This is a genomic window from Methylacidimicrobium sp. AP8 (genome assembly GCF_903064525.1).
Lineage (GTDB): Bacteria > Verrucomicrobiota > Verrucomicrobiia > Methylacidiphilales > Methylacidiphilaceae > Methylacidimicrobium.
In genome coordinates, this window is sequence record NZ_LR797830.1 from 684,877 (window position 1) to 702,554 (window position 17,678).

16 protein-coding genes and 1 pseudogene are annotated in these 17,678 nt (G+C 61.9%); 13 read left to right on the plus strand and 4 right to left on the minus strand.

Going from position 1 to position 17,678, the window contains the following annotated elements; translation table 11 throughout:
• Positions 1-68: 68 nt before the first annotated feature.
• The 5 genes from MTHMO_RS03025 (at position 69) to MTHMO_RS03045 (ending at position 5,764) form a co-directional block, all read left to right on the plus strand.
• Complete coding sequence (locus MTHMO_RS03025; RefSeq protein WP_202213472.1) at positions 69-1,745, plus strand: 30S ribosomal protein S1; 1,677 nt, start codon at positions 69-71, stop codon at positions 1,743-1,745.
• A 188-nt stretch (positions 1,746-1,933) separates the two neighbouring features.
• Positions 1,934-2,197 (plus strand): hypothetical protein, encoded by a 264-nt coding sequence (locus MTHMO_RS03030; RefSeq protein WP_202213473.1) that lies wholly within the window; start codon positions 1,934-1,936, stop codon positions 2,195-2,197.
• 126 nt (positions 2,198-2,323) lie between these two features.
• Positions 2,324-2,818, plus strand: a complete 495-nt coding sequence (locus MTHMO_RS03035) for a cytochrome c oxidase subunit II (RefSeq protein WP_202213474.1) — start codon at positions 2,324-2,326, stop codon at positions 2,816-2,818.
• 12 nt (positions 2,819-2,830) lie between these two features.
• Positions 2,831-4,513: a cbb3-type cytochrome c oxidase subunit I gene (locus MTHMO_RS03040; protein WP_202213475.1), complete on the plus strand. Its 1,683-nt coding sequence runs from the start codon at positions 2,831-2,833 to the stop codon at positions 4,511-4,513.
• A 558-nt stretch (positions 4,514-5,071) separates the two neighbouring features.
• A complete protein-coding gene (locus MTHMO_RS03045; RefSeq protein ID WP_202213476.1) occupies positions 5,072-5,764 on the plus strand; it encodes a hypothetical protein in 693 nt (230 codons plus the stop codon).
• A gap of 70 nt (positions 5,765-5,834) precedes the next feature.
• Here MTHMO_RS03045 and MTHMO_RS03050 read toward each other — a convergent pair whose 3' ends face one another.
• Positions 5,835-7,121, minus strand: a complete 1,287-nt coding sequence (locus MTHMO_RS03050) for a sorbosone dehydrogenase family protein (protein WP_202213477.1) — start codon at positions 7,119-7,121, stop codon at positions 5,835-5,837.
• A gap of 42 nt (positions 7,122-7,163) precedes the next feature.
• Positions 7,164-7,610, minus strand: coding sequence for a YbhB/YbcL family Raf kinase inhibitor-like protein (locus MTHMO_RS03055; protein WP_202213478.1), 447 nt, complete (start codon positions 7,608-7,610; stop codon positions 7,164-7,166).
• Here MTHMO_RS03055 and MTHMO_RS03060 point away from each other — a divergent pair.
• From MTHMO_RS03060 to MTHMO_RS03070, 3 genes are all read left to right on the plus strand, one after another.
• Positions 7,609-7,767, plus strand: coding sequence for a hypothetical protein (locus tag MTHMO_RS03060; protein ID WP_202213479.1), 159 nt, complete (start codon positions 7,609-7,611; stop codon positions 7,765-7,767). The genes MTHMO_RS03055 and MTHMO_RS03060 overlap by 2 nt on opposite strands.
• Before the next feature lie 121 nt (positions 7,768-7,888).
• A complete protein-coding gene (locus tag MTHMO_RS03065; protein WP_202213480.1) occupies positions 7,889-8,170 on the plus strand; it encodes a hypothetical protein in 282 nt (93 codons plus the stop codon).
• Between the two features lie 146 nt (positions 8,171-8,316).
• Complete coding sequence (locus tag MTHMO_RS03070; protein ID WP_202213481.1) at positions 8,317-8,610, plus strand: hypothetical protein; 294 nt, start codon at positions 8,317-8,319, stop codon at positions 8,608-8,610.
• On the opposite strand, the gene MTHMO_RS03075 is transcribed toward MTHMO_RS03070, so the two are convergent.
• On the minus strand, positions 8,582-8,860 hold the full coding sequence (locus tag MTHMO_RS03075) for a DUF4242 domain-containing protein (protein ID WP_202213482.1): 279 nt from the start codon (positions 8,858-8,860) through the stop codon (positions 8,582-8,584). The genes MTHMO_RS03070 and MTHMO_RS03075 overlap by 29 nt on opposite strands.
• A 646-nt stretch (positions 8,861-9,506) precedes the next feature.
• Between MTHMO_RS03075 and MTHMO_RS03080 the strand changes: the two are divergent.
• The 5 genes and pseudogenes from MTHMO_RS03080 (at position 9,507) to MTHMO_RS03100 (ending at position 17,169) form a co-directional block, all read left to right on the plus strand.
• Positions 9,507-10,939 (plus strand): annotated as a pseudogene (locus MTHMO_RS03080) (ammonium transporter).
• Between the two features lie 313 nt (positions 10,940-11,252).
• Positions 11,253-14,111, plus strand: coding sequence for a ribonucleoside-diphosphate reductase subunit alpha (locus MTHMO_RS03085; RefSeq protein ID WP_370568198.1), 2,859 nt, complete (start codon positions 11,253-11,255; stop codon positions 14,109-14,111).
• Between the two features lie 131 nt (positions 14,112-14,242).
• Positions 14,243-15,304, plus strand: a complete 1,062-nt coding sequence (locus MTHMO_RS03090; RefSeq protein ID WP_202213483.1) for a ribonucleotide-diphosphate reductase subunit beta — start codon at positions 14,243-14,245, stop codon at positions 15,302-15,304.
• A gap of 4 nt (positions 15,305-15,308) precedes the next feature.
• The gene (lysA, locus tag MTHMO_RS03095; RefSeq protein ID WP_202213484.1) at positions 15,309-16,655 is read left to right on the plus strand and encodes a diaminopimelate decarboxylase; all 1,347 of its coding nucleotides are present in this window, start codon (positions 15,309-15,311) and stop codon (positions 16,653-16,655) included.
• Positions 16,636-17,169: an isochorismatase family protein gene (locus MTHMO_RS03100; RefSeq protein WP_202213485.1), complete on the plus strand. Its 534-nt coding sequence runs from the start codon at positions 16,636-16,638 to the stop codon at positions 17,167-17,169. Before lysA ends, MTHMO_RS03100 begins: the two co-directional genes overlap by 20 nt.
• Here MTHMO_RS03100 and MTHMO_RS03105 read toward each other — a convergent pair.
• On the minus strand, positions 17,161-17,604 hold the full coding sequence (locus MTHMO_RS03105) for a P-II family nitrogen regulator (RefSeq protein WP_202213486.1): 444 nt from the start codon (positions 17,602-17,604) through the stop codon (positions 17,161-17,163). The genes MTHMO_RS03100 and MTHMO_RS03105 overlap by 9 nt on opposite strands.
• Between the last annotated feature and the right edge of the window lie 74 nt (positions 17,605-17,678).

Consider the following 17,678-nt stretch of genomic DNA (forward strand, 5'->3'; position numbering starts at 1 on the left):
TCCCCGCCGATCGGCGGCGCCGTTCGGATTCGCGGGAATCGTTTCTGAAAAGAAGGAAATTGAAAGGCATGGAGCAAGGATTGTTGGCATCCCTTCCGGTGTTTACGGAAGGCAGTCTGGTAAAGGGCCGGGTGGTCGAAAAGAACCCGAAGACGGTCCTGATCGATATCGGCTACAAATCGGAGGGGCTCGTCCCGCTGGAGGAGTTCGAGGACCCGGAGGCGGTTCAGGTCGGCGACGAAGTGGAGGTGCTGCTCGAGCAGCTCGAAGATGAAGAGGGCAACGTCGTCCTTTCCAAGCAGAAGGCAGCGCAGAAGCAGAACTGGGACAAGGTCGTCAAGATCTTCCAATCGGGTGGCACCGTCGAAGGGAAAGTTCGGGGAATCGTCAAGGGCGGCCTGATGCTCAACATCGGCGTGGAGGCCTTCCTTCCGTCCTCGCAGATCGATATCACTCCTCCGAAGAACCTGCGCGATTTCGAAGGGAAGACTTTGACGTGCAAGATCGTTAAGCTCAACGAAGAGCGGCGCAACGCCGTCCTTTCCCGGCGCGAGCTGGTGGAAGCGGAGAGGGCCGAAAAGCGCGCCCGGTTTCTCGAAACGGCGAAAAAGGGGCAGATGGTCAAGGGAATCGTCAAGAACCTCACCGACTTCGGGGCGTTCATCGACTTGGACGGGATCGACGGGCTCCTGCATATCACCGACATGAGCTGGCGGCGCCTCTCCCATCCGTCGGAGATGTTGTCCGTAGGGCAGGAAGTCGAGGTGATGGTGATCGAAGTCGATCGGGAGAAGGAAAGAATATCCTTGGGCCTCAAGCAGAAGTCCGAAAATCCCTGGGAGAGGATCGCCGAAAAGTTTCCGATTCAATCGAGGGTGAAAGGGAAGGTGACGAATTTGACGGCCTACGGAGCCTTCGTGGAGCTTGAGCCGGGAATCGAGGGGCTGGTCCACGTTTCGGAAATGTCCTGGACAAAACGGATCACCCGTCCGGCGGAGCTGCTATCCGTGGGGCAGGAGGTCGAGGTTGTCGTTCTCGACATCAATCGGGAGGAGCAGAAGATTTCCTTAAGCCTCCGGGCACTGGAGCCGAATCCCTGGGAGAAGGTCGCCGAGCAATATCCGGTCGGCTCGATCGTCAAGGGAACGGTACGCACCTTTACCGCCTACGGAATCTTCGTCGAGCTGCAAGAGGGGATCGATGGCTTTGTCCACATCAACGATCTGTCTTGGACGCGAAAGATCAGCCATCCTTCCGAGGTGTACAAGAAGGGGGACCCGGTCGAGGCGAAAGTGCTGGAGATCGACTGGCCGAATCAAAAGATCCTCCTGGGGATCAAGCAGCTTTCCGAAGACCCCTGGAAAAGCCTCGTCTCCCGATATAAGGTCGGCGAGATCGTGACCGGGAAGGTGAGCAAGATCGCCAGCTTCGGTGCCTTCGTCCAGTTGGACGGAGAGATCGACGGGCTGGTGCACATTTCGCAGATCAGCAACGATCGGGTGACGAAGGTGAAGGACGTGCTGAAGCTCGGCCAGGAGGTTCGGGCGCGGATCATCAAGATCGAGCAGGAGGAGAGGCGCATCGGCCTATCCATCAAGGCGCTGGCCTATTCGGACGAGCAGCTCGAGAAGGAGCGGGAGCGGATGGACCTCTCTTCCCATTCGGGCGAGGAGCTCGGCTCGATGGAGGACGCCTTCTCGCGCGCCGAGGAAGATTACCGCCCCGGCGACTCCCGGCGCGGCTGAAGCCTTCCGGGGCCTACATCTCGACGAAGCCGGCCTGGATCGGACGAACGGACCGCCGCAAAGGGTGGGCGCCGCTCCGGCGCGCGCGGGCTCCGTGTGCAGCTTGTGTCCGGATGGATCGAGAGCGCGGAACGGTGAGAGAATCTTTCTGCTTGTCCGCTTTTCCTAGTTGTAGCTACAATGTGGACATGAACGTGCAGCCGGTGCGCGAGGAGCAATCGGAAGGCCGGCTGCTGGGAATTTTAGCCGTTTTTTTAATCCTTACGGCGTCCGTCGTCTTCTCGGGATGGGGATATCTCAATGCCTGCCTGGAAGCCAGCGGGGGGATCGGCGACGGGATCGGCTCTCTGGTCTGCCTTGGGCTTTTTCTCTTACTGGCGCAGCTTTTCGGGCAGTTTCTTCTTCGATATGCGGAGGCTGGCGATGAATTCCGACGAAGGCAAGAAGGGTAAGGAGATGCCGGAGGCGGTTCCGCCTCCTCTGGGCACCATGTTCGTTCTTATCCTCTTTCTGTCTGTGCTCGCCGGGATGTGGGCCTACCTCTACAAGGAAATGGTGACACGCTAGCTGGGGACCGGATGGAGACGCTGGCCGAGAAGCTGGAGAAGGGATACGTCTGGCTGTCGGTGATCGTGCTTGTCGCGTTCCTCGCGGCCCTGGTCTATTCGGCCATCGTCCTGGCAATCGTGGTTCCGGGCAACGACGGGCAGATCGTCCCCAGGAAAGGCGAGACGCTTTTCGCCGCCGTCGCCCGCACCAAGCCCTTCGATCAGCCGGGCGTGCACCGGACCGGGCCGAACCGTTTCGATGTCGTAGTGCTCGGCCAGGCCTGGATGTTCAATCCGCCCGCGATCGAGCTGCCGGTGGGGGCCGAGGTCACCTTTTGGGGCACGTCGATCGATATCGACCACGGGCTGGAAATCCCCGGCACGACCGTGAACCTCATGCTGCTGCCCGGACAAATCGGGAAGCAGCAGTACCGGTTCACCCGCCCGGGCGAGTACCGGATGATCTGCCATGAGTATTGCGGAATGCTCCATCACCAGATGACCGGGACGCTCACGGTCAAGTAGGGAGGGCTCGCCATGCCGACAGCCGAGGCCAGGGTTTCGATCGTCGAGGATCCTTCCGGATTCGCCTTGCCGGAGAGCCACCGGCGCTACATCCTCTGGAGCATCCTCCTCGGGTTCGCGGCGCTCGCCGTTGGTGTCTTCCAAGGCTTCGTCCAGGGCCTGAATTACGGCGGGATCAATATCTTCAGCAACCTCCCCGGGATGCGCACCTATTATCAGGGGCTCACCCTGCATGCGGTGTTCAACGTCTTCGTCTTCCCCTTCGCGGCGGCCAACGGCTGGCTGGCCTTGACGGTGGCCCGCAGCTTGGGAAGACCTCTGAGCGGCTTCCTGCTGGCCCTCTCCTTTTGGCTGCTGGTCGGCGGAACCTTGCTGAGCGGGTATTCGATCGCCGCCGGAAAGGCGAGCGTCCTCTACACCTTCTATCCGCCGCTCCGGGCGGAATGGACCTTCTACGCGGGAGCGGTGCTGCTCGTCTTGAGCACCTGGACGATCTCGGTCGCGCAGCTGCTGGCCCTTTCGGCCTGGAAGAAGGAGCACCGCGGCGAGAGGATTCCCTTGCTGGCCTTCGTCTCGATCGCCACCTACGTGATGTGGGACATCGCCTCCATGGGGGTGGCGATCGAAGTCCTGACGCTCCTTCTTCCGTGGTCGCTCAACCTTCTGCCGGGCTCCGACCCCCTGCTGAGCCGAGTCCTCTTCTGGTACACCGGCCACCAGATCGTCTACTACTGGCTTCTCCCGATCTATGTCTCCTGGTACACGATGATTCCCCGGCAGGTGGGGGGGAAGCTCTTCAGCGACACGCTGGCGCGGATCGCCTTCATTCTCTTCATCGTGCTGATGCCGGTCGGCTTCCACCACCAGTACGTCGATCCGGGGATTTCCGGGTATTTCAAATGGAGCGCCGGAATTCTCACCTTCGCGATCTTTTTCCCGAGCCTCCTCACGGCGTTTTCGGTCATGTACGCCCTTGAGATGGGGGGGCGGGCGCGCGGAGGAAAGGGGATGCTCGGCTGGCTTTGGCGTCTGCCTTGGGGCGATCCCTCGGTAAGCGCCCAGGTGCTGGCGATGATCACCTTCCTGCCGGGAGGGATCACCGGACTCATGAACGCAAGCATCGAGATGAACCGGATCATCCACAACACGACCTTCGTCCCCGGCCATTTCCATCTAACCGTCGGGAGCGCTGTCGCTCTCTCTTATTTCGGGCTCGCCTACTGGCTCATCCCTTATCTGACGGGACGGGAGCTCTGGGGAAGGCGTTTGGCGGTCTGGCAATCTTGGCTCTATTTCGTCGGAGTGCTGATTTTCGCCCGCGGGGAGATATCCGGAGGGTTGCTGGGGATGCCGCGGCGGACCGCAATCTCCCTCATCAACTACGCGCCGTTGCCCGGCTGGAAGCTCGCGGGGGCGTTGACGGCGATCGGCGGCACGTTGATGTTCGCGGCCGCCCTGCTCTTCTTCCTGGTTCTGATCATGACCCTGCTGGCGGGCCGGAAGACCCGGCCGGTAGCCGATCTCCCTTTCTCCACCACCGTCCAAGGGGCGGCTCCGAGCGGGAATCAGCTCATTCTTGACCGGATCTCCTATTGGGTGGTTCTCTCGCTGGTTCTCGTGGGGCTCGTCTACGGGCCGTTCCTCTTGACCCATTTCCCGCCGACGCTCAGCGCGCCGCCCTTCATGGGCTATTGACCGGCGGCTCGCCGCCTCGCAGCAAGCTGGGACCAGGGAAGAAAATTGTCACCAAAATGTCACAGAGTTCCCGCTTGTCTTACTCGACGCCGGCTGGGTAAAGTCCGCTTGCTGAGCATCGGTCAGTCCGTAGCCGCGGGCAAGGGGAGGCAACAGGTGAGGCGAGGAGGTCATATGACGCAAGTGCGCGAAAACCGAACCGCGAGCGCTCCTGACGGCGCGAACCGGAACAATGCTTGGATGGCATCGCTGGCTTTATTTTGCTTTTGGGCGCTCGCGCTAAACGGGGCGACGACCGCTCGGGCGGAAGAGTCTTCATCGGCTGCTCCGGAAGCGACGCCGGCGGGGTCGCCCGGGAGCGCCACGGAGCAAGGGGAACAGGCTTCCGGCTCCTCTCCGTCGGAGGCGACCGTATCGGGATCTTCGTCCGGCGCCGAGCCCGCGGCGGCACCGTCATCCGCTGCGGCTCCGGCAGGCAGAGGAGAGGCCGCCGCCCCGTCAAGCGAGGGAACGACGGGAGCGGCGACGGCAGTCGGCGCGCAGGGGCCGAAGGAGGCCATGGCTCCGCAGGAGGCTTTCGGTCCCAAGACCGGGCTCTATTTCGGCATCTTCGGGGGCGCGGCCTTCGGCATGAGCAACGGGGTGAGCGCGCTCGACTCGCCTCCGCTTTTCTCCGCAGGCGGACGGGCGACGCCCGGAACCGCTGCGGTGGGCGGCGTGGAAGTGGGCTATAACTTTCGGAGCTTCGCCCTGGACAGCGCCAAGAGCTATTGGCTCCAGCCGGCGGCCCAGTTCGAGGCGTTCTACCTCGGACAAGCGACGGAAAGAGGTACCTTAACCGGGGGAGTGGCGGGAACACCCGCCATTGCACCCTACCAGTTCGGATCGAACTTGAACATGGGCGTCTTCCTCGTGGACGGAGTGGCGAAGTTTGTGACTCCGATCGGATTGGTCCCCTACATCGGGGGAGGGATAGGCGGAGCCTACCTTGCCTCCTCCGGAACGAGCTTCACGGGACCCACCGGCAACCTCCTCACGACCGGCGGGTATGAACAAGGAGCCTTTGCGGGCCAGGGACTGGTCGGGCTTCAGTACAACATCAGCGAACACTGGAGCATCTTTGCGGAATATAAGATCCTCTACATCAAGGAGACGCAGTTTTCCTACCTGATGACCAGCGGCAACACGATGTTGATCAAGTATCCCGAGTACTACAACATCGCGATTGCGGGGCTCCGCTTCAATTTTTAACATCCGGCCGGGGATCGGTCGGCGCCGTGCTGTGCATTGGGGGGGAAGTCCGACCCCGCCGACCGACGGCTTACGAGTCGGCATCCTTTTCATAAGTAATTCGGTAGATAACGCCGTTGGCGTCGTCGGAGAAGAGGAGGCTGCCGTCGGGGAGGAAGAGAAGGCCGACCGGCCTTCCCCAGGTCTTGGGGTGCTCGCCTTCGGTTAAAAATCCGGTAAGAAAGTCTTCGTAAAAGCCCAGCGGCCGATAATTCTGTCCGAACGGAACGAAGACGATCTTGTAGCCTGTGGGCGCGCTGCGATTCCAGGAGCCGTGCAGGGCCACGAAGGCGCCGTGAAGATATCGCTCCGGAAATTGCGCTTTGCCCGAGGGAAACGCTAAGCCGAGCGGCGCCGAGTGCGCTTGGAAGAGCACGTCCGGGGTGCGGGTGGTATCAACTAGGTTCGGCTTCTGCACGCGGTGGTGGACGAGCAGCCGGGGATCGAGGAGACGGGGGGAAAGATAGGCATAAGGCCAACCGAAAAAATCCCCTTGCCGAATCCGCGTCAAATAGTCGGGCACGAGATCATCCCCGAGTTCGTCCCGTTCGTTGACGACCGTATAGAGCGTGCCGGTGTTCGGCTCGAAAGCGAGGCCGACCGGGTTGCGCAGGCCCGAAGCGAAGAGCTCCGGCTTCCCTTTGGGCAGAGGAATCCTCATTACCGAAGCCCGTGGAGGCGGCTCCACGTCGACGTTGCTGCGAGAGCCGATGGAGACATACAGCCAACGCTCGTCCGGGGAGAGGGCGAGCGCCCGGGTCCAATGCCCGCCTCCCGGAAAGGAAGCGATGCGCTCGCCACGGCCTCCCAGCCGCCGTTGGCCCCGCCGGTAGGGGAAGGAGAGGATCGAGTCGGTGTTGGCCACGAGGAACCGGTCGCCGACGAAAACCATTCCGAACGGGAGATGCAGGCCGTTTTCCGGAGTGGCGAAAACCGAGCTGTGCTCCGCACCCCCGTCTTCCCCCGGTCCTTCGAAGAGGCGGATTCGGCCTGCGTCGGATTCGGCCACGAGGACCCCACCCTCCGGGGTGAGCGCCAGCCATCGGGGGCCCTCGAGGTCGCGGGCGAAGACGGATACCTGAAAGCCGGCCGGCAGCCGGAGGGAAGGCCGTCTGGGCGGAGGCACGATCGGAGGCTCATAGGCGGCGCTCGGCGTGGCGAAGGGCTTGGGAAGATCGGCCAGGCGGATGGAAATCGGGGTAGGCGTGAACGGTTCGGTAAAGATCTCTGCGGCGCGGGCGGAAAGGACGGCGGCGATAGGAAGGGCTAGCGCTGCCGAAAATAGCGAGCGGAAGCGACGTGGGGACCAGAGGTTCATCGGAAGGTCGGCATGCGCCCGTGAGGGAAAGGCCTGCGGCCTTCAGCTGCCGCCCGCCGCGAACGTTCCCATCAAGGAGGCTTCGTCAAGGACGTGTCCTCTCATGGCTTCTTCCAGCTCCCGGCGGCCGGCGCCCGGAGCCAGCGCGAGACGTTCGTCGAGCGCAAAGAGCCGAAAGAAGTAGCGGTGAGTTCCGCTCGGGGGGGCCGGCCCGTCGTAACGGTCGTTTCCGAAGTCGTTGCGTCCGGTGCGGGCTTCAGAAGGCAGCTTGCCCGGAAGAAGCTTGACTGTGGTCGGAGGCAGATTCCAGACGAGCCAGTGGACGAAGGTGCCGCCGGGGGCGTCGGGATCCTCCATGATAAGGGCGAGCGACCGCGTGCCGCCGGGGACACGGGAGATCCGAAGCTCGGGATTTTGATTTTCTTCCCGATAACCGCAGGCGCGGGGCAGCGGATGACCGTCGGAAAAGGAGGGAGAGCTAAGTTTCATGGCAAAAGCACCGGATGCGCAGAGGAAAACCAGCACGAAAGGGGCGATGAGAAGCCTGCCGGACATCGCACCGGCGATTGTGGGCAAAACCATCCCGGAAGGCAATGCGCGGGCGATGCCGGCCGCCGCGGTCCCGCTTCGGTCTGATTGTTTATGAGTCAATTGGAAGGGGGAAGAGCAATCGATCTTCATCCTTGCGCCGGTCCCTCCGCCGGCGATAAGCTTTTGCTCCTTCACCAAGCAGCAACATGCGATGCCGAGGGTTGGCGGTTCTTCTGATGGCTCTGGCCTGGGTGCCGGAGCTTTTCGCCGGACTGGTTCAGACGTCCAAGGGGCTCCGCTTATCCATCCTCTCTCCGCCTGAGGCTTCCGCCGCCGCGGGACGGGTGCCCGCCGATCCGGTCGCGGAGAAGGGTGGCCAGGACAAGCGGAGACCGCGTCTGGTCGCCACGAAAGGCGCTCCGAAGGGAAGGGTCAAGATTCAACCCATCGCTAGCGGCAGGGCTAGGAAAGCGCATCGGGCGGCGTCGGAGGCGAATCCGGTGGCCGCTCGGAAATAATCGGCAATCCGGTCATCGGAGCAAAAAAGCCGTTCTTCTCGTGAGAATCCGCTTACCGGAAAAGGGAGCAGGCGGGCGCAAACCTCGATTGCTTTCTTCACGGTCTATGCGTAGACTGAAATCAACGGCCGAAGAGGAAGGGAAAAATGAAAAGACAGCTTATGGCGCTTGGCCTTGCCTTGGCGATCGGGTTTCCGGCCGCCTTCGCGGAGGTGTCGGTGATGAACACCACGAAAGGCTTGCGGTTGACCATCCTTCCGGTGATGGGGGCAACGCGGGAAGAGAAGCCGGCGCCGACCGGCAGGGTGCGAGTCGCGCCGGTCGCTGTGAATAAGGCGGTTTCCGGACGACAGGTGGCGCATGGCGCCAAGCGTTCGAAGACGCGGCAGGTGTCCGCGCCGCGCAAGCCGCCTAAGCCGAACGTGCGGAATAAGGGCTGATCAGGTCCCGGATCTCGGAGATCCGATCGGCGGGGAATCCGCCTTTCTGGGCATGCTCGCGGATGGCTTGCTCGCTGGGAGCCAGGTAGACACAGTAGATCTTGTCGTCGGTGACGTAGCTGTGTAGCCACTGGATCTGCGAGCCCATCTCGTTCAGAATCGAACACGACTTGGCGGAAATTCCCGCGAGCTCCTGGGGAGAGAGTTTTCCGGCGCCGGGGATTTCTCGTTCAATAAGGTAGCGTGGCATGGTCTCCTAGTTCTCGGTTTTCGTTTCCCCTCCCTTCTTCCGACGGTCGGGCCCCTGTTATATAACGCCGCCGCGCTCCTGCTTGCCAAGCCTATTCGAGCGGGGCCGAAAGCGGCCGAGGTCCCGGCGGCCGACCGGCCCACCACTCCCTCATCGCCCGGGTCCGCCGCAGCCCTTTTCGCGCACCGCTTCCTTTCCTTTGCCTTCGAAAGGAGCGACGGACGCCCGAAGGAGGGGAGGAGCGAAAAAACGCGGCATTTCTGGCACGCCGCCTGCTTTAAAAGGAGCCGCAGGAGGAAACGCGATGAGAAATGCGAATGCTGGGGAGGGATCGGAGACTGTCTTGGCCGGATCGACCGCGGTTGCCGGCGGAGCCCCCGGGGCGGCCGAACGGGAAGGCCGAAGAGCAGTTGCCGCCGGTAAGGAGGGGATCAGGCTTCGTACGTTCCCCTACGCTCCGCGCGGGAACGGCAGGCCGGATGCGGTCGGACTCGCGGAGCCGCGTCACAGAAAGCATTGGTTCGGGAACCAAAGGAGAATCAGAATGGCGGGCGATTGGTTCCGGCGCTGCTGGCTCATGCCCGTTCTTTGCTTCCTGGCGGGCGGCGTGCTTCCGTCCCGAGCCGAAGCGGCGGGGGCATTCGGGATGGGTGACGGAATTCTTGGTCCGATAGGATGGCAGGGAATAGCCTTCTTCGCGGCGGAAGCGCCAAGCCTGGAAGCGCGGGTGAACGGGCTCGAGGCCTATATCCTCAACGCGGATCCTTCCGGGAGCAAGGTGAGCGGGGTGCCGGGACCGGGACACAACGCTTGGCTGATGACCTCTGCGGCCCTGGTGCTCTTCATGACACTGCCGGGCCTCGCTCTTTTTTACGGCGGCCTGGTCCGATCCCGGAACGTCCTGTCGGTCTTGGCGCAATGCCTGGGGATTGCGGGGCTCGTGACGATTCTCTGGTGGGCGGTGGGCTACAGCCTGGTCTTCGGGACCAACTTCAGCCAGAGCCCGATAGGCCCGTTTCTGGGCGGCACCGAGTTCTTTTTTCTCAAGGGCGTCGATTCGGTTCCCAACACCGGATACTCGATCTGGGTGTCGCAGAACGTCTTCTGCATGTTCCAGCTCATGTTCGCGATCATCACGCCGGCCCTGATCCTGGGCGCGATCGCCGAAAGGATGAACTACGGGGCATTGCTCCTCTTCATCGCCTTTTGGATGCTGGGGGTCTACTTTCCGCTCGCCCACATGGTCTGGGGAGCCACCGGCCTGATGAACGGCGCGTTCAACGCGGCGGCCCGAATTCCCGCGATCGATTTCGCCGGAGGGACCGTCGTGCACATGTCCTCGGGCTGGTCGGGACTGGTTCTCTGCCTGCTGCTCGGGCGGAGGAACGGCTATGATAAGGAGCCGATCGTGCCGCACAGCATAGTTCTCTGCATGGCGGGAGCGGCGATGCTCTGGGTCGGATGGTACGGCTTCAATGCGGGAAGCGCCGGAGCGGCGGACGTAATTGCAGCCAATGCCTTCACCACGACGACCCTGGCCACCGCGGTGGCGTCGTTCACCTGGGGAATGCTCGAATATGCCTTGAAAGGAAAGCCAAGCGTCCTCGGGTTCAGCACCGGGGCCGTGGCCGGCTTGGTCTGCATTACGCCGGCCTGCGGGTATGTCGATTCGACTGGAGCGGTGATCATCGGAGTGGCGGCCGCGGTGGTTCCCTACCTAGCTTGCGTCAAGCTCAAGAAGGCCTTGGGATATGACGATGCGCTCGATGCGTTCGGAGTGCATGGGGTGGGGGGACGCTTGGGGCATTCCTGACCGGGGTCCTGGCGACGGCCAAGGTCAACGGCAACCTGAGCAACGAAGCCGTAGCGGGGAAGAACGGGCTGGCCGCCCTCGTCAGCCATCACGCGCTTTATTGGGCGCAGCTCAAGGCGATAGTGATCACGATCGGGCTGTCGGTGGGCATGAGCTTGGTCTTGGCGCTGCTGGTGAGGCTCTTCGTAAGCCTGCGCGTGCCGGCCGAGATCGAGACGCAGGGCCTCGACATCGTGCAGCACGGCGAGCAGGGCTACGCGATGTAGAGCGTGGCGGGATCGTTTTCGGCGGATTCTTCGAGCGAGGTGCCGGGATCGGCCGGCGGTGTCGCCGCGCCGCTCCGGATTTGGCCGGCAGCCGGCTAAAAGATAGCTTTCTTCGCGGCCGCCATCCCGATAGAAAAGGGTAGCCAAAAATCCTGGAAATTACGTTATACTTCTGACTAATATTCGTTCCGCCCGTTGTAAAAAAAACGGGAAAAGAGATTGACTCGGCGGGGGTACGATCGCCTGTAATTGCCCAATATTTTGTGGTATAGGACCGACATAGGCACAATATCTTGAACATCTGGAGGCAGCCATGATTTCCCTGGAAGACCCCTGGCAGATGGAGTTGATCGGCATCGATCCTCTCCCGAAGAAGACCTTCACGGTTCGGAAGCGGAACGGCACGGTCGTCGCGTTCGAGCCCGAGCGCATCTCTTGGGCCATCGAACGAGCGTTTCGCGCCGAACAGGGAGTGCCGGCGGAAAAAGGCCTCTCGGAAGAGACAAGACAGGCGGTGGAGAAGGTGGCGCGGGCCGTGGTGCGGCGCGCCGTCGCCGCGGCCGTCGCCGGAGAGACGCTCGAAGTCGAATTGATCCAAGATTGGGTGGAGGCGGCTCTCATGGAAGCGGGCTACCACTCGGTGGCCCGGCGCTACATCCTTTACCGGGCGGAACGCCGGAGGGCCCGCACGTTGCGCGCGGCGACCCTATCCGGCACGGCTCCGCTTACCTTCGTGCTGCGATGCGGCGAACGGGTTCCCTTGGATCCGGAAGGCCTCAGGAGGGAGCTCGAGGATGCCTGTCGGGGCCTAGAGGATCGCTGCTCGTGGGAGAGCTTGGCCGAAGAAACGCTGCGGAGCCTGTACGATGGAGTAACCGAAGAAGAGATCGACCAGGCGATGATTCTGGCCGCCCGCTCCCGAGTGGAGCGGGAGCCGGCCTATACCTATGTCGCGGCACGGCTCCTGTTGGCCAAGATCTATCGGGAAGTCTTGCCCGAGATCCGCGCACGCGAAGAGCTGGAGGCGGTGCACAGGAAGTTCTTCCCGATCTCCGTCCGCCACGGCGTCGACGTCGGCCGACTTTCGCCCGATCTATTGGGCTTCGATCTCGAAAAGTTGGCCGGTGCCCTCCGGTTCGAGCGCGACCGGAACTTTACGTACATGGGCCTGCAGACCGTATACGATCGCTACCTGCTCCACCACGAGGAGCGGAGGATCGAGACTCCGCAATACTTCTGGATGCGTGTGGCGATGGGGCTCGCCCTTGCCGAGAAGGAGAATCGCGAAGAGCGCGCTATCGAGTTCTACGAGCTGCTCTCCTCCTTTTTGTTCCTTTCTTCGACGCCGACCCTATTCAATGCGGGGACAAGGCATCCTCAGCTTTCGTCCTGCTACCTGCTCACCGTCTCCGACGATCTGGACGGAATCTTTCAAGTGATCTCCGACAACGCCCGGCTTTCGAAGTGGGCGGGAGGCTTGGGCAATGACTGGACCAATGTCCGGGCCACCGGCTCCTTGATCCGGGGGACCAATGGGCGGAGCCAGGGAGTCATTCCCTTTCTCAAGGTCGCCAACGACACCGCTGTCGCCGTCAATCAGGGAGGGAAGAGGAAGGGCGCCCTCTGCGCCTACCTGGAAACCTGGCACCTCGACATCGAGGACTTCCTCGAGCTGCGGAGGAATACGGGGGACGAGCGGCGCCGGACCCCGGACATGAATACGGCCAACTGGATTCCCGACCTCTTCATGAAGAGAGTCGCCGAAGGAGGGAATTGGACGCTCTTCAGCCCCAGCGACGTCCCGGATCTTCACGATCTCTACGGAAAGGCCTTCGAGCGGCGGTATTGCGAGTATGAGGCGATGGCGGATCGCGGGGAGATTCGCAACTTCCGGCGCGTCGCAGCCGTCGCTCTTTGGAGGAAGATGCTCACGATGCTCTTTGAGACGGGCCATCCGTGGATCACCTTCAAGGATCCGTGCAACATCCGATCTCCCCAGGATCATGTTGGGGTGATTCACAATTCCAATCTCTGCACCGAGATCACGCTGAATACTTCGGCGGACGAAACCGCGGTCTGCAACTTGGGCTCGATCAATCTGGCCGCCCATGTGAAGGACGGCGAACTCGACGAGGATCGGCTGGCCAAAACGATTCGCGTGGCGGTCCGGATGCTCGACAACGTCATCGATATCAATTTCTATCCGACCCCGGCGGCCAGGAACTCCAATCTGCGCCATCGGCCGGTGGGCCTCGGCTTGATGGGCTTCCAGGATGCGCTCTACCGCCTGAAGATCCCCTATGGGAGCCAAGAGGCGGTGGAATTTGCGGATCGGACGATGGAATCCATCGCCTACCATGCGCTTCTCGCATCGTCGGACTTGGCGAAGGAACGAGGAGCCTATGCCACCTTCCGGGGCTCGAAATGGGACCGCGGCCTCTTGCCTATTGATACGCTCTCTCTGCTGGAAGAGGAGCGCGGCGGGTATCTTGAAGTGGACCGAACGGTGCGGAAAGATTGGGAGAAGGTCCGGGCGGCGATTCGGCGGAATGGCTTGAGGAACAGCAATCTGCTCGCGATCGCGCCGACCGCGACGATTTCGAACATCTGCGGGGTCTCCCAATCGATCGAGCCGACCTATAAGAATCTTTTCGTGAAGTCGAACCTCTCCGGGGATTTCACGACGATCAACAGCTATCTCGTCGAGGAGCTGAAGCAGGCGGGGCTGTGGGATCAGGAGATGGTGGACGATCTCAAGTTTTACGACGGGTCGGTTCTGCCTATCGAACGCATTCCCCGAGAGATCAAGGAAAGGTACCTCACGGCCTTCGAGCTCGATCCCTATTGGCTGATCGAGTGTGCCAGCCGGCGCCAGAAGTGGATCGACATGGCGCAGTCGCTCAATCTCTACATCGCCGAGCCCAATGGGAAGAAGCTTTCCGACATGTACCTCCTGGCTTGGCGGAAGGGTCTCAAGACGACCTACTACTTGCGGGCTGTGGCAGCGACCTCCGTGGAAAAATCGACCCTGGATATCAATGCTCGAGGGCTGCAACCACGGTGGATGAAGAGCGTCAGCCCCTCGTCCCGTGTCCGCATCGAGCGGGCGGCGGAGGAGCGCAACGGGAGGGCCTGCTCTCTCGATAATCCCGAATGCGAGAGTTGCCAATGACCGGCAACGGGACCCGGCCCGCTCGGCGGCGCACTTGAGCCCGCTCGATCCGAGCTCGGGAAGCGGGCATCGTCAGGTGGAGGAACGAAGAGAAAAAAGAGAACGGAAGGAAAGGAAGGAAAGGAGAAACCATGTCCTGCTGCTACTCGTCGGAGAGAGGTCGGGAGCCCTACGACCTCACCAGGAGATTCAACGCGGAGGAAAAGCGGCTGATCAACTGCCGGACGGTGGACGTGAATCAGCTCATGCCCTTGAAATACAAATGGGCCTGGGAGCACTACCTGAACGGGTGCGCAAACAACTGGCTGCCCTCCGAGGTGCCGATGCAGAGGGACATCGAACTCTGGAGGTCCGATAAGCTGAGCGCGGCGGAGAGGCGTGTGATCATGAGAAACCTCGGCTTTTTCGCCACCGGCGAGAGCCTTGTCGGCAACAATATCGTGCTGGCGATCTTCAAGCACATCACCAATCCGGAAGCGCGCCAGTACCTGCTGCGCCAAGCCTTCGAGGAGGCGGTCCATACTCATGCTTTCCTCTACATCGTCGAAAGTCTCGGCCTCGACGAGCGCGAGGTGTTCAACATGTACCACGAGATCAACTCGATCCGGAACAAGGACAGCTTCGAGATGGCCTTGACGGAGGACATCCTGCGCGAAGGCTTTTCGACCGAAACCGAGGCCGGGATTCGGCAATTTCTCAAGAACCTGGTGGGATTTTACGTGATCATGGAGGGAATTTTTTTCTACAGCGGGTTTGTCATGATTCTCTCCTTCCACCGGCAAAATCGAATGACCGGAATCGGCGAGCAGTTTCAGTACATTCTCCGGGACGAGACGATCCACTTGAACTTCGGCATCGACTTGATCAACGGAATCAAGGAGGAAAACCCGGAGGTCTGGACCCCGGATTTTCAAGAGGAAATCAGCGAAATGATCGCGCAGGCGGTCGAGCTCGAGGCGCTCTATGCGCAGGACTGCCTGCCCAACGGGATTCTCGGATTGAACGCCGGCTTGTTTCGTGACTACGTCCAGTATATCGGAGATCGGCGATTGGAGCGGATCGGCTTGAAGGCCCGATACGGTTCGCGCAATCCTTTCCCGTGGATGAGCGAAGCCATGGATCTCCTTAAGGAGAAGAACTTCTTCGAGACCCGCGTCACCGAGTACCAGCACGGAGCGCTGCTTCAGTGGTGAATAGATGCATCGCTTCCGTTATCAAGGGGACGTTCTTTTCGTAGAGGAGGTCTCGACCGCCGTCCTTGCCGAGAAGTACGGCACTCCGCTCTACGTGTATTCGGCCGGCACGGTTCTCGATCACTACGACCGGCTCGTCGCCTCCCTGCGCGCGCTCGATCCGCTGGTCTGCTACGCGGTCAAGGCCAATTCCAATCTGGCGCTGCTGCGCCTGCTCGCAGCTCGCGGTTCCGGTTTCGACCTAGTCAGCGGCGGAGAACTGTACCGTGTCCTTCAGGCCGGCGGGGATCCCGCCCGGTGCACGTTCGCCGGCGTCGGCAAGACGGACCGGGAGATCGAAGAAGCTTTGGAAGCCGGCATCTACAGCTTTATCGTGGAGAGCCGGGAAGAGCTGAGCGCTATCAATAGGGCGGCCGTGCGCTTGCGGAAGAAGGCCCCGGTCGCTCTGCGGGTCAACCCCGATGTGGGCGCCAGGACTCACGCCAAGATCAAGACCGGGGTGGCGGAGAGCAAGTTCGGCATCCCGGCCGAAGAGATCGAAGAGGTCTATCGGGAACTGCCCCGTTTCTCCCATCTTCGGTTGCGCGGGATGCAAATCCATATCGGCTCGCAGATCCGCGACGTTGAGCCCTTCGCGGAGGCGGTCGGCCGAGTGATTCCCTTGGTGGCGATGGCGCGCGATCGGTTCGGCGCGGAGTTTTTCGACATCGGGGGAGGGCTCGGAATCGCTTACGAGGAGGCGCTGCAGAGCGGAGATCCCGGCTGGTGGGAAAGCAAGACCGGTTGGGCCACCCCCGCCCGCTACGCGCAGCGGCTGCTTCCCTTGCTTAGCCCGCTCGGGCTACGCACCATTGTGGAGCCGGGCAGGCTGCTTGTCGGCAACGCGGGCATTCTCCTCACGAGGGTGCTCTATCGGAAAGATGGGCCGAGCCGAAAGTTTGTGATCGTCGATGCGGGAATGAACGACCTGATCCGCCCGGCCCTGTATGGATCCTTTCACCAGATTGTACCGGTGATCCGGCGCGGGGGGGATCCGATCGAGGCCGACGTTGTGGGGCCCGTTTGCGAGTCGGGCGACCGGTTCGCCGAGTCGCGGCGGATGCCGCCGGTAACGGCGGGCGATCTTCTGGCGATATTCAGCGCGGGAGCATACGGATTCTCCATGGCTTCCCAGTACAACTCGCGGCCGAGGCCGGCCGAGGTTCTCGTGGAAGGGGCGAAGCACCGGCTGATCCGCCGGCGGGAGAGCTATGAAGATTTGGTCCGGGGCGAGCCGGGCGCAGAGGAAGAGCCCGGCGGCCCGCAAGGCGAACGGACACCAAAGGAGAGTCATGAGCTGGCGAATGGATAGCCGGAAGGCGGGAATCGTTTTGGTGGATGTGCAAGAGCGGATCATCGCCGCTGTCGCCGCCGCCGGCGGAATTCTCGGGAAAATCGATCGCCTTCTCGATATCGGGAAACTTTTCTCCATTCCGGTCCACCTCACGGAGCTAGCTCCGCAGAAGCTCGGCCCGGTCTCCGCGCCGATTCTCGAGAAGCTCGGGAGCGGCATCCCCCGCTTCACGCGGAATGTCCTCTCGGCAGGCTCCGTATTGCCGAAAGAATTGCCGCAATTTCTCCTTCTTGCGGGAATGGAAACCCATGCAGCCGTCCGGCAGGTCGCCTACGATCTCCGGGAGCGAGGGCATCTGGTGTATCTGCTGGCGGATGCCGTCGGCTCCCGCAACTCCCTGGATCACCAGGTGGCCCTGGACGAAATGCGACAAGACCGTGTTGTGGTCACGACGCTCGAGGCAGCGGCCTGCGAGCTCGGAGCCGAGGCGGAGGAGCCGATTCTCGAGAAGCTGCTTCCTCCGCTACTGTAGAGTGGGGACCGCCTCCGCTTGCTGCTCCCCGGAACGGGCCGGGCTGCTGCCCGCCGGCATCGGCATGCCGCAGGGAGCGTCGATCGCGATGACCCGAAGCACCGGGCTCAGAACGATCCGGTCGTGGCGGCCTCGGATCCGGGCTGTTCGGAGGATCGTCTGCACCACCGCGGGGACTTGGTCGACGGGAAGAATCAACTCGATCTTAGTCCGGGCCAGAAAGTCGGGGAAGTAGTCGTTGCCCAAGTAACGTTCGACGTCCTCCGGCTTTTTTTCGAGCCGTTTTACCCGACTAGCCAGGGCTCCTTCGATCCGGTAGTGTTGGGCTAGGGCCTCGCGGAGCTCGCCCAGACAAGACCGCGGAATGACCGCTTCGACTTTTTGAAAGCCTTTCAGGGAACGGAGCGGGTGGGATGTCGTCGGCTGATCCGGCATGCTTCCTTGGGAGAAGCATCTCGCGTGCCATTTTCCGCCGGCGGGAGAAGGGCCGAGTGGACCGGGGTGGTCGG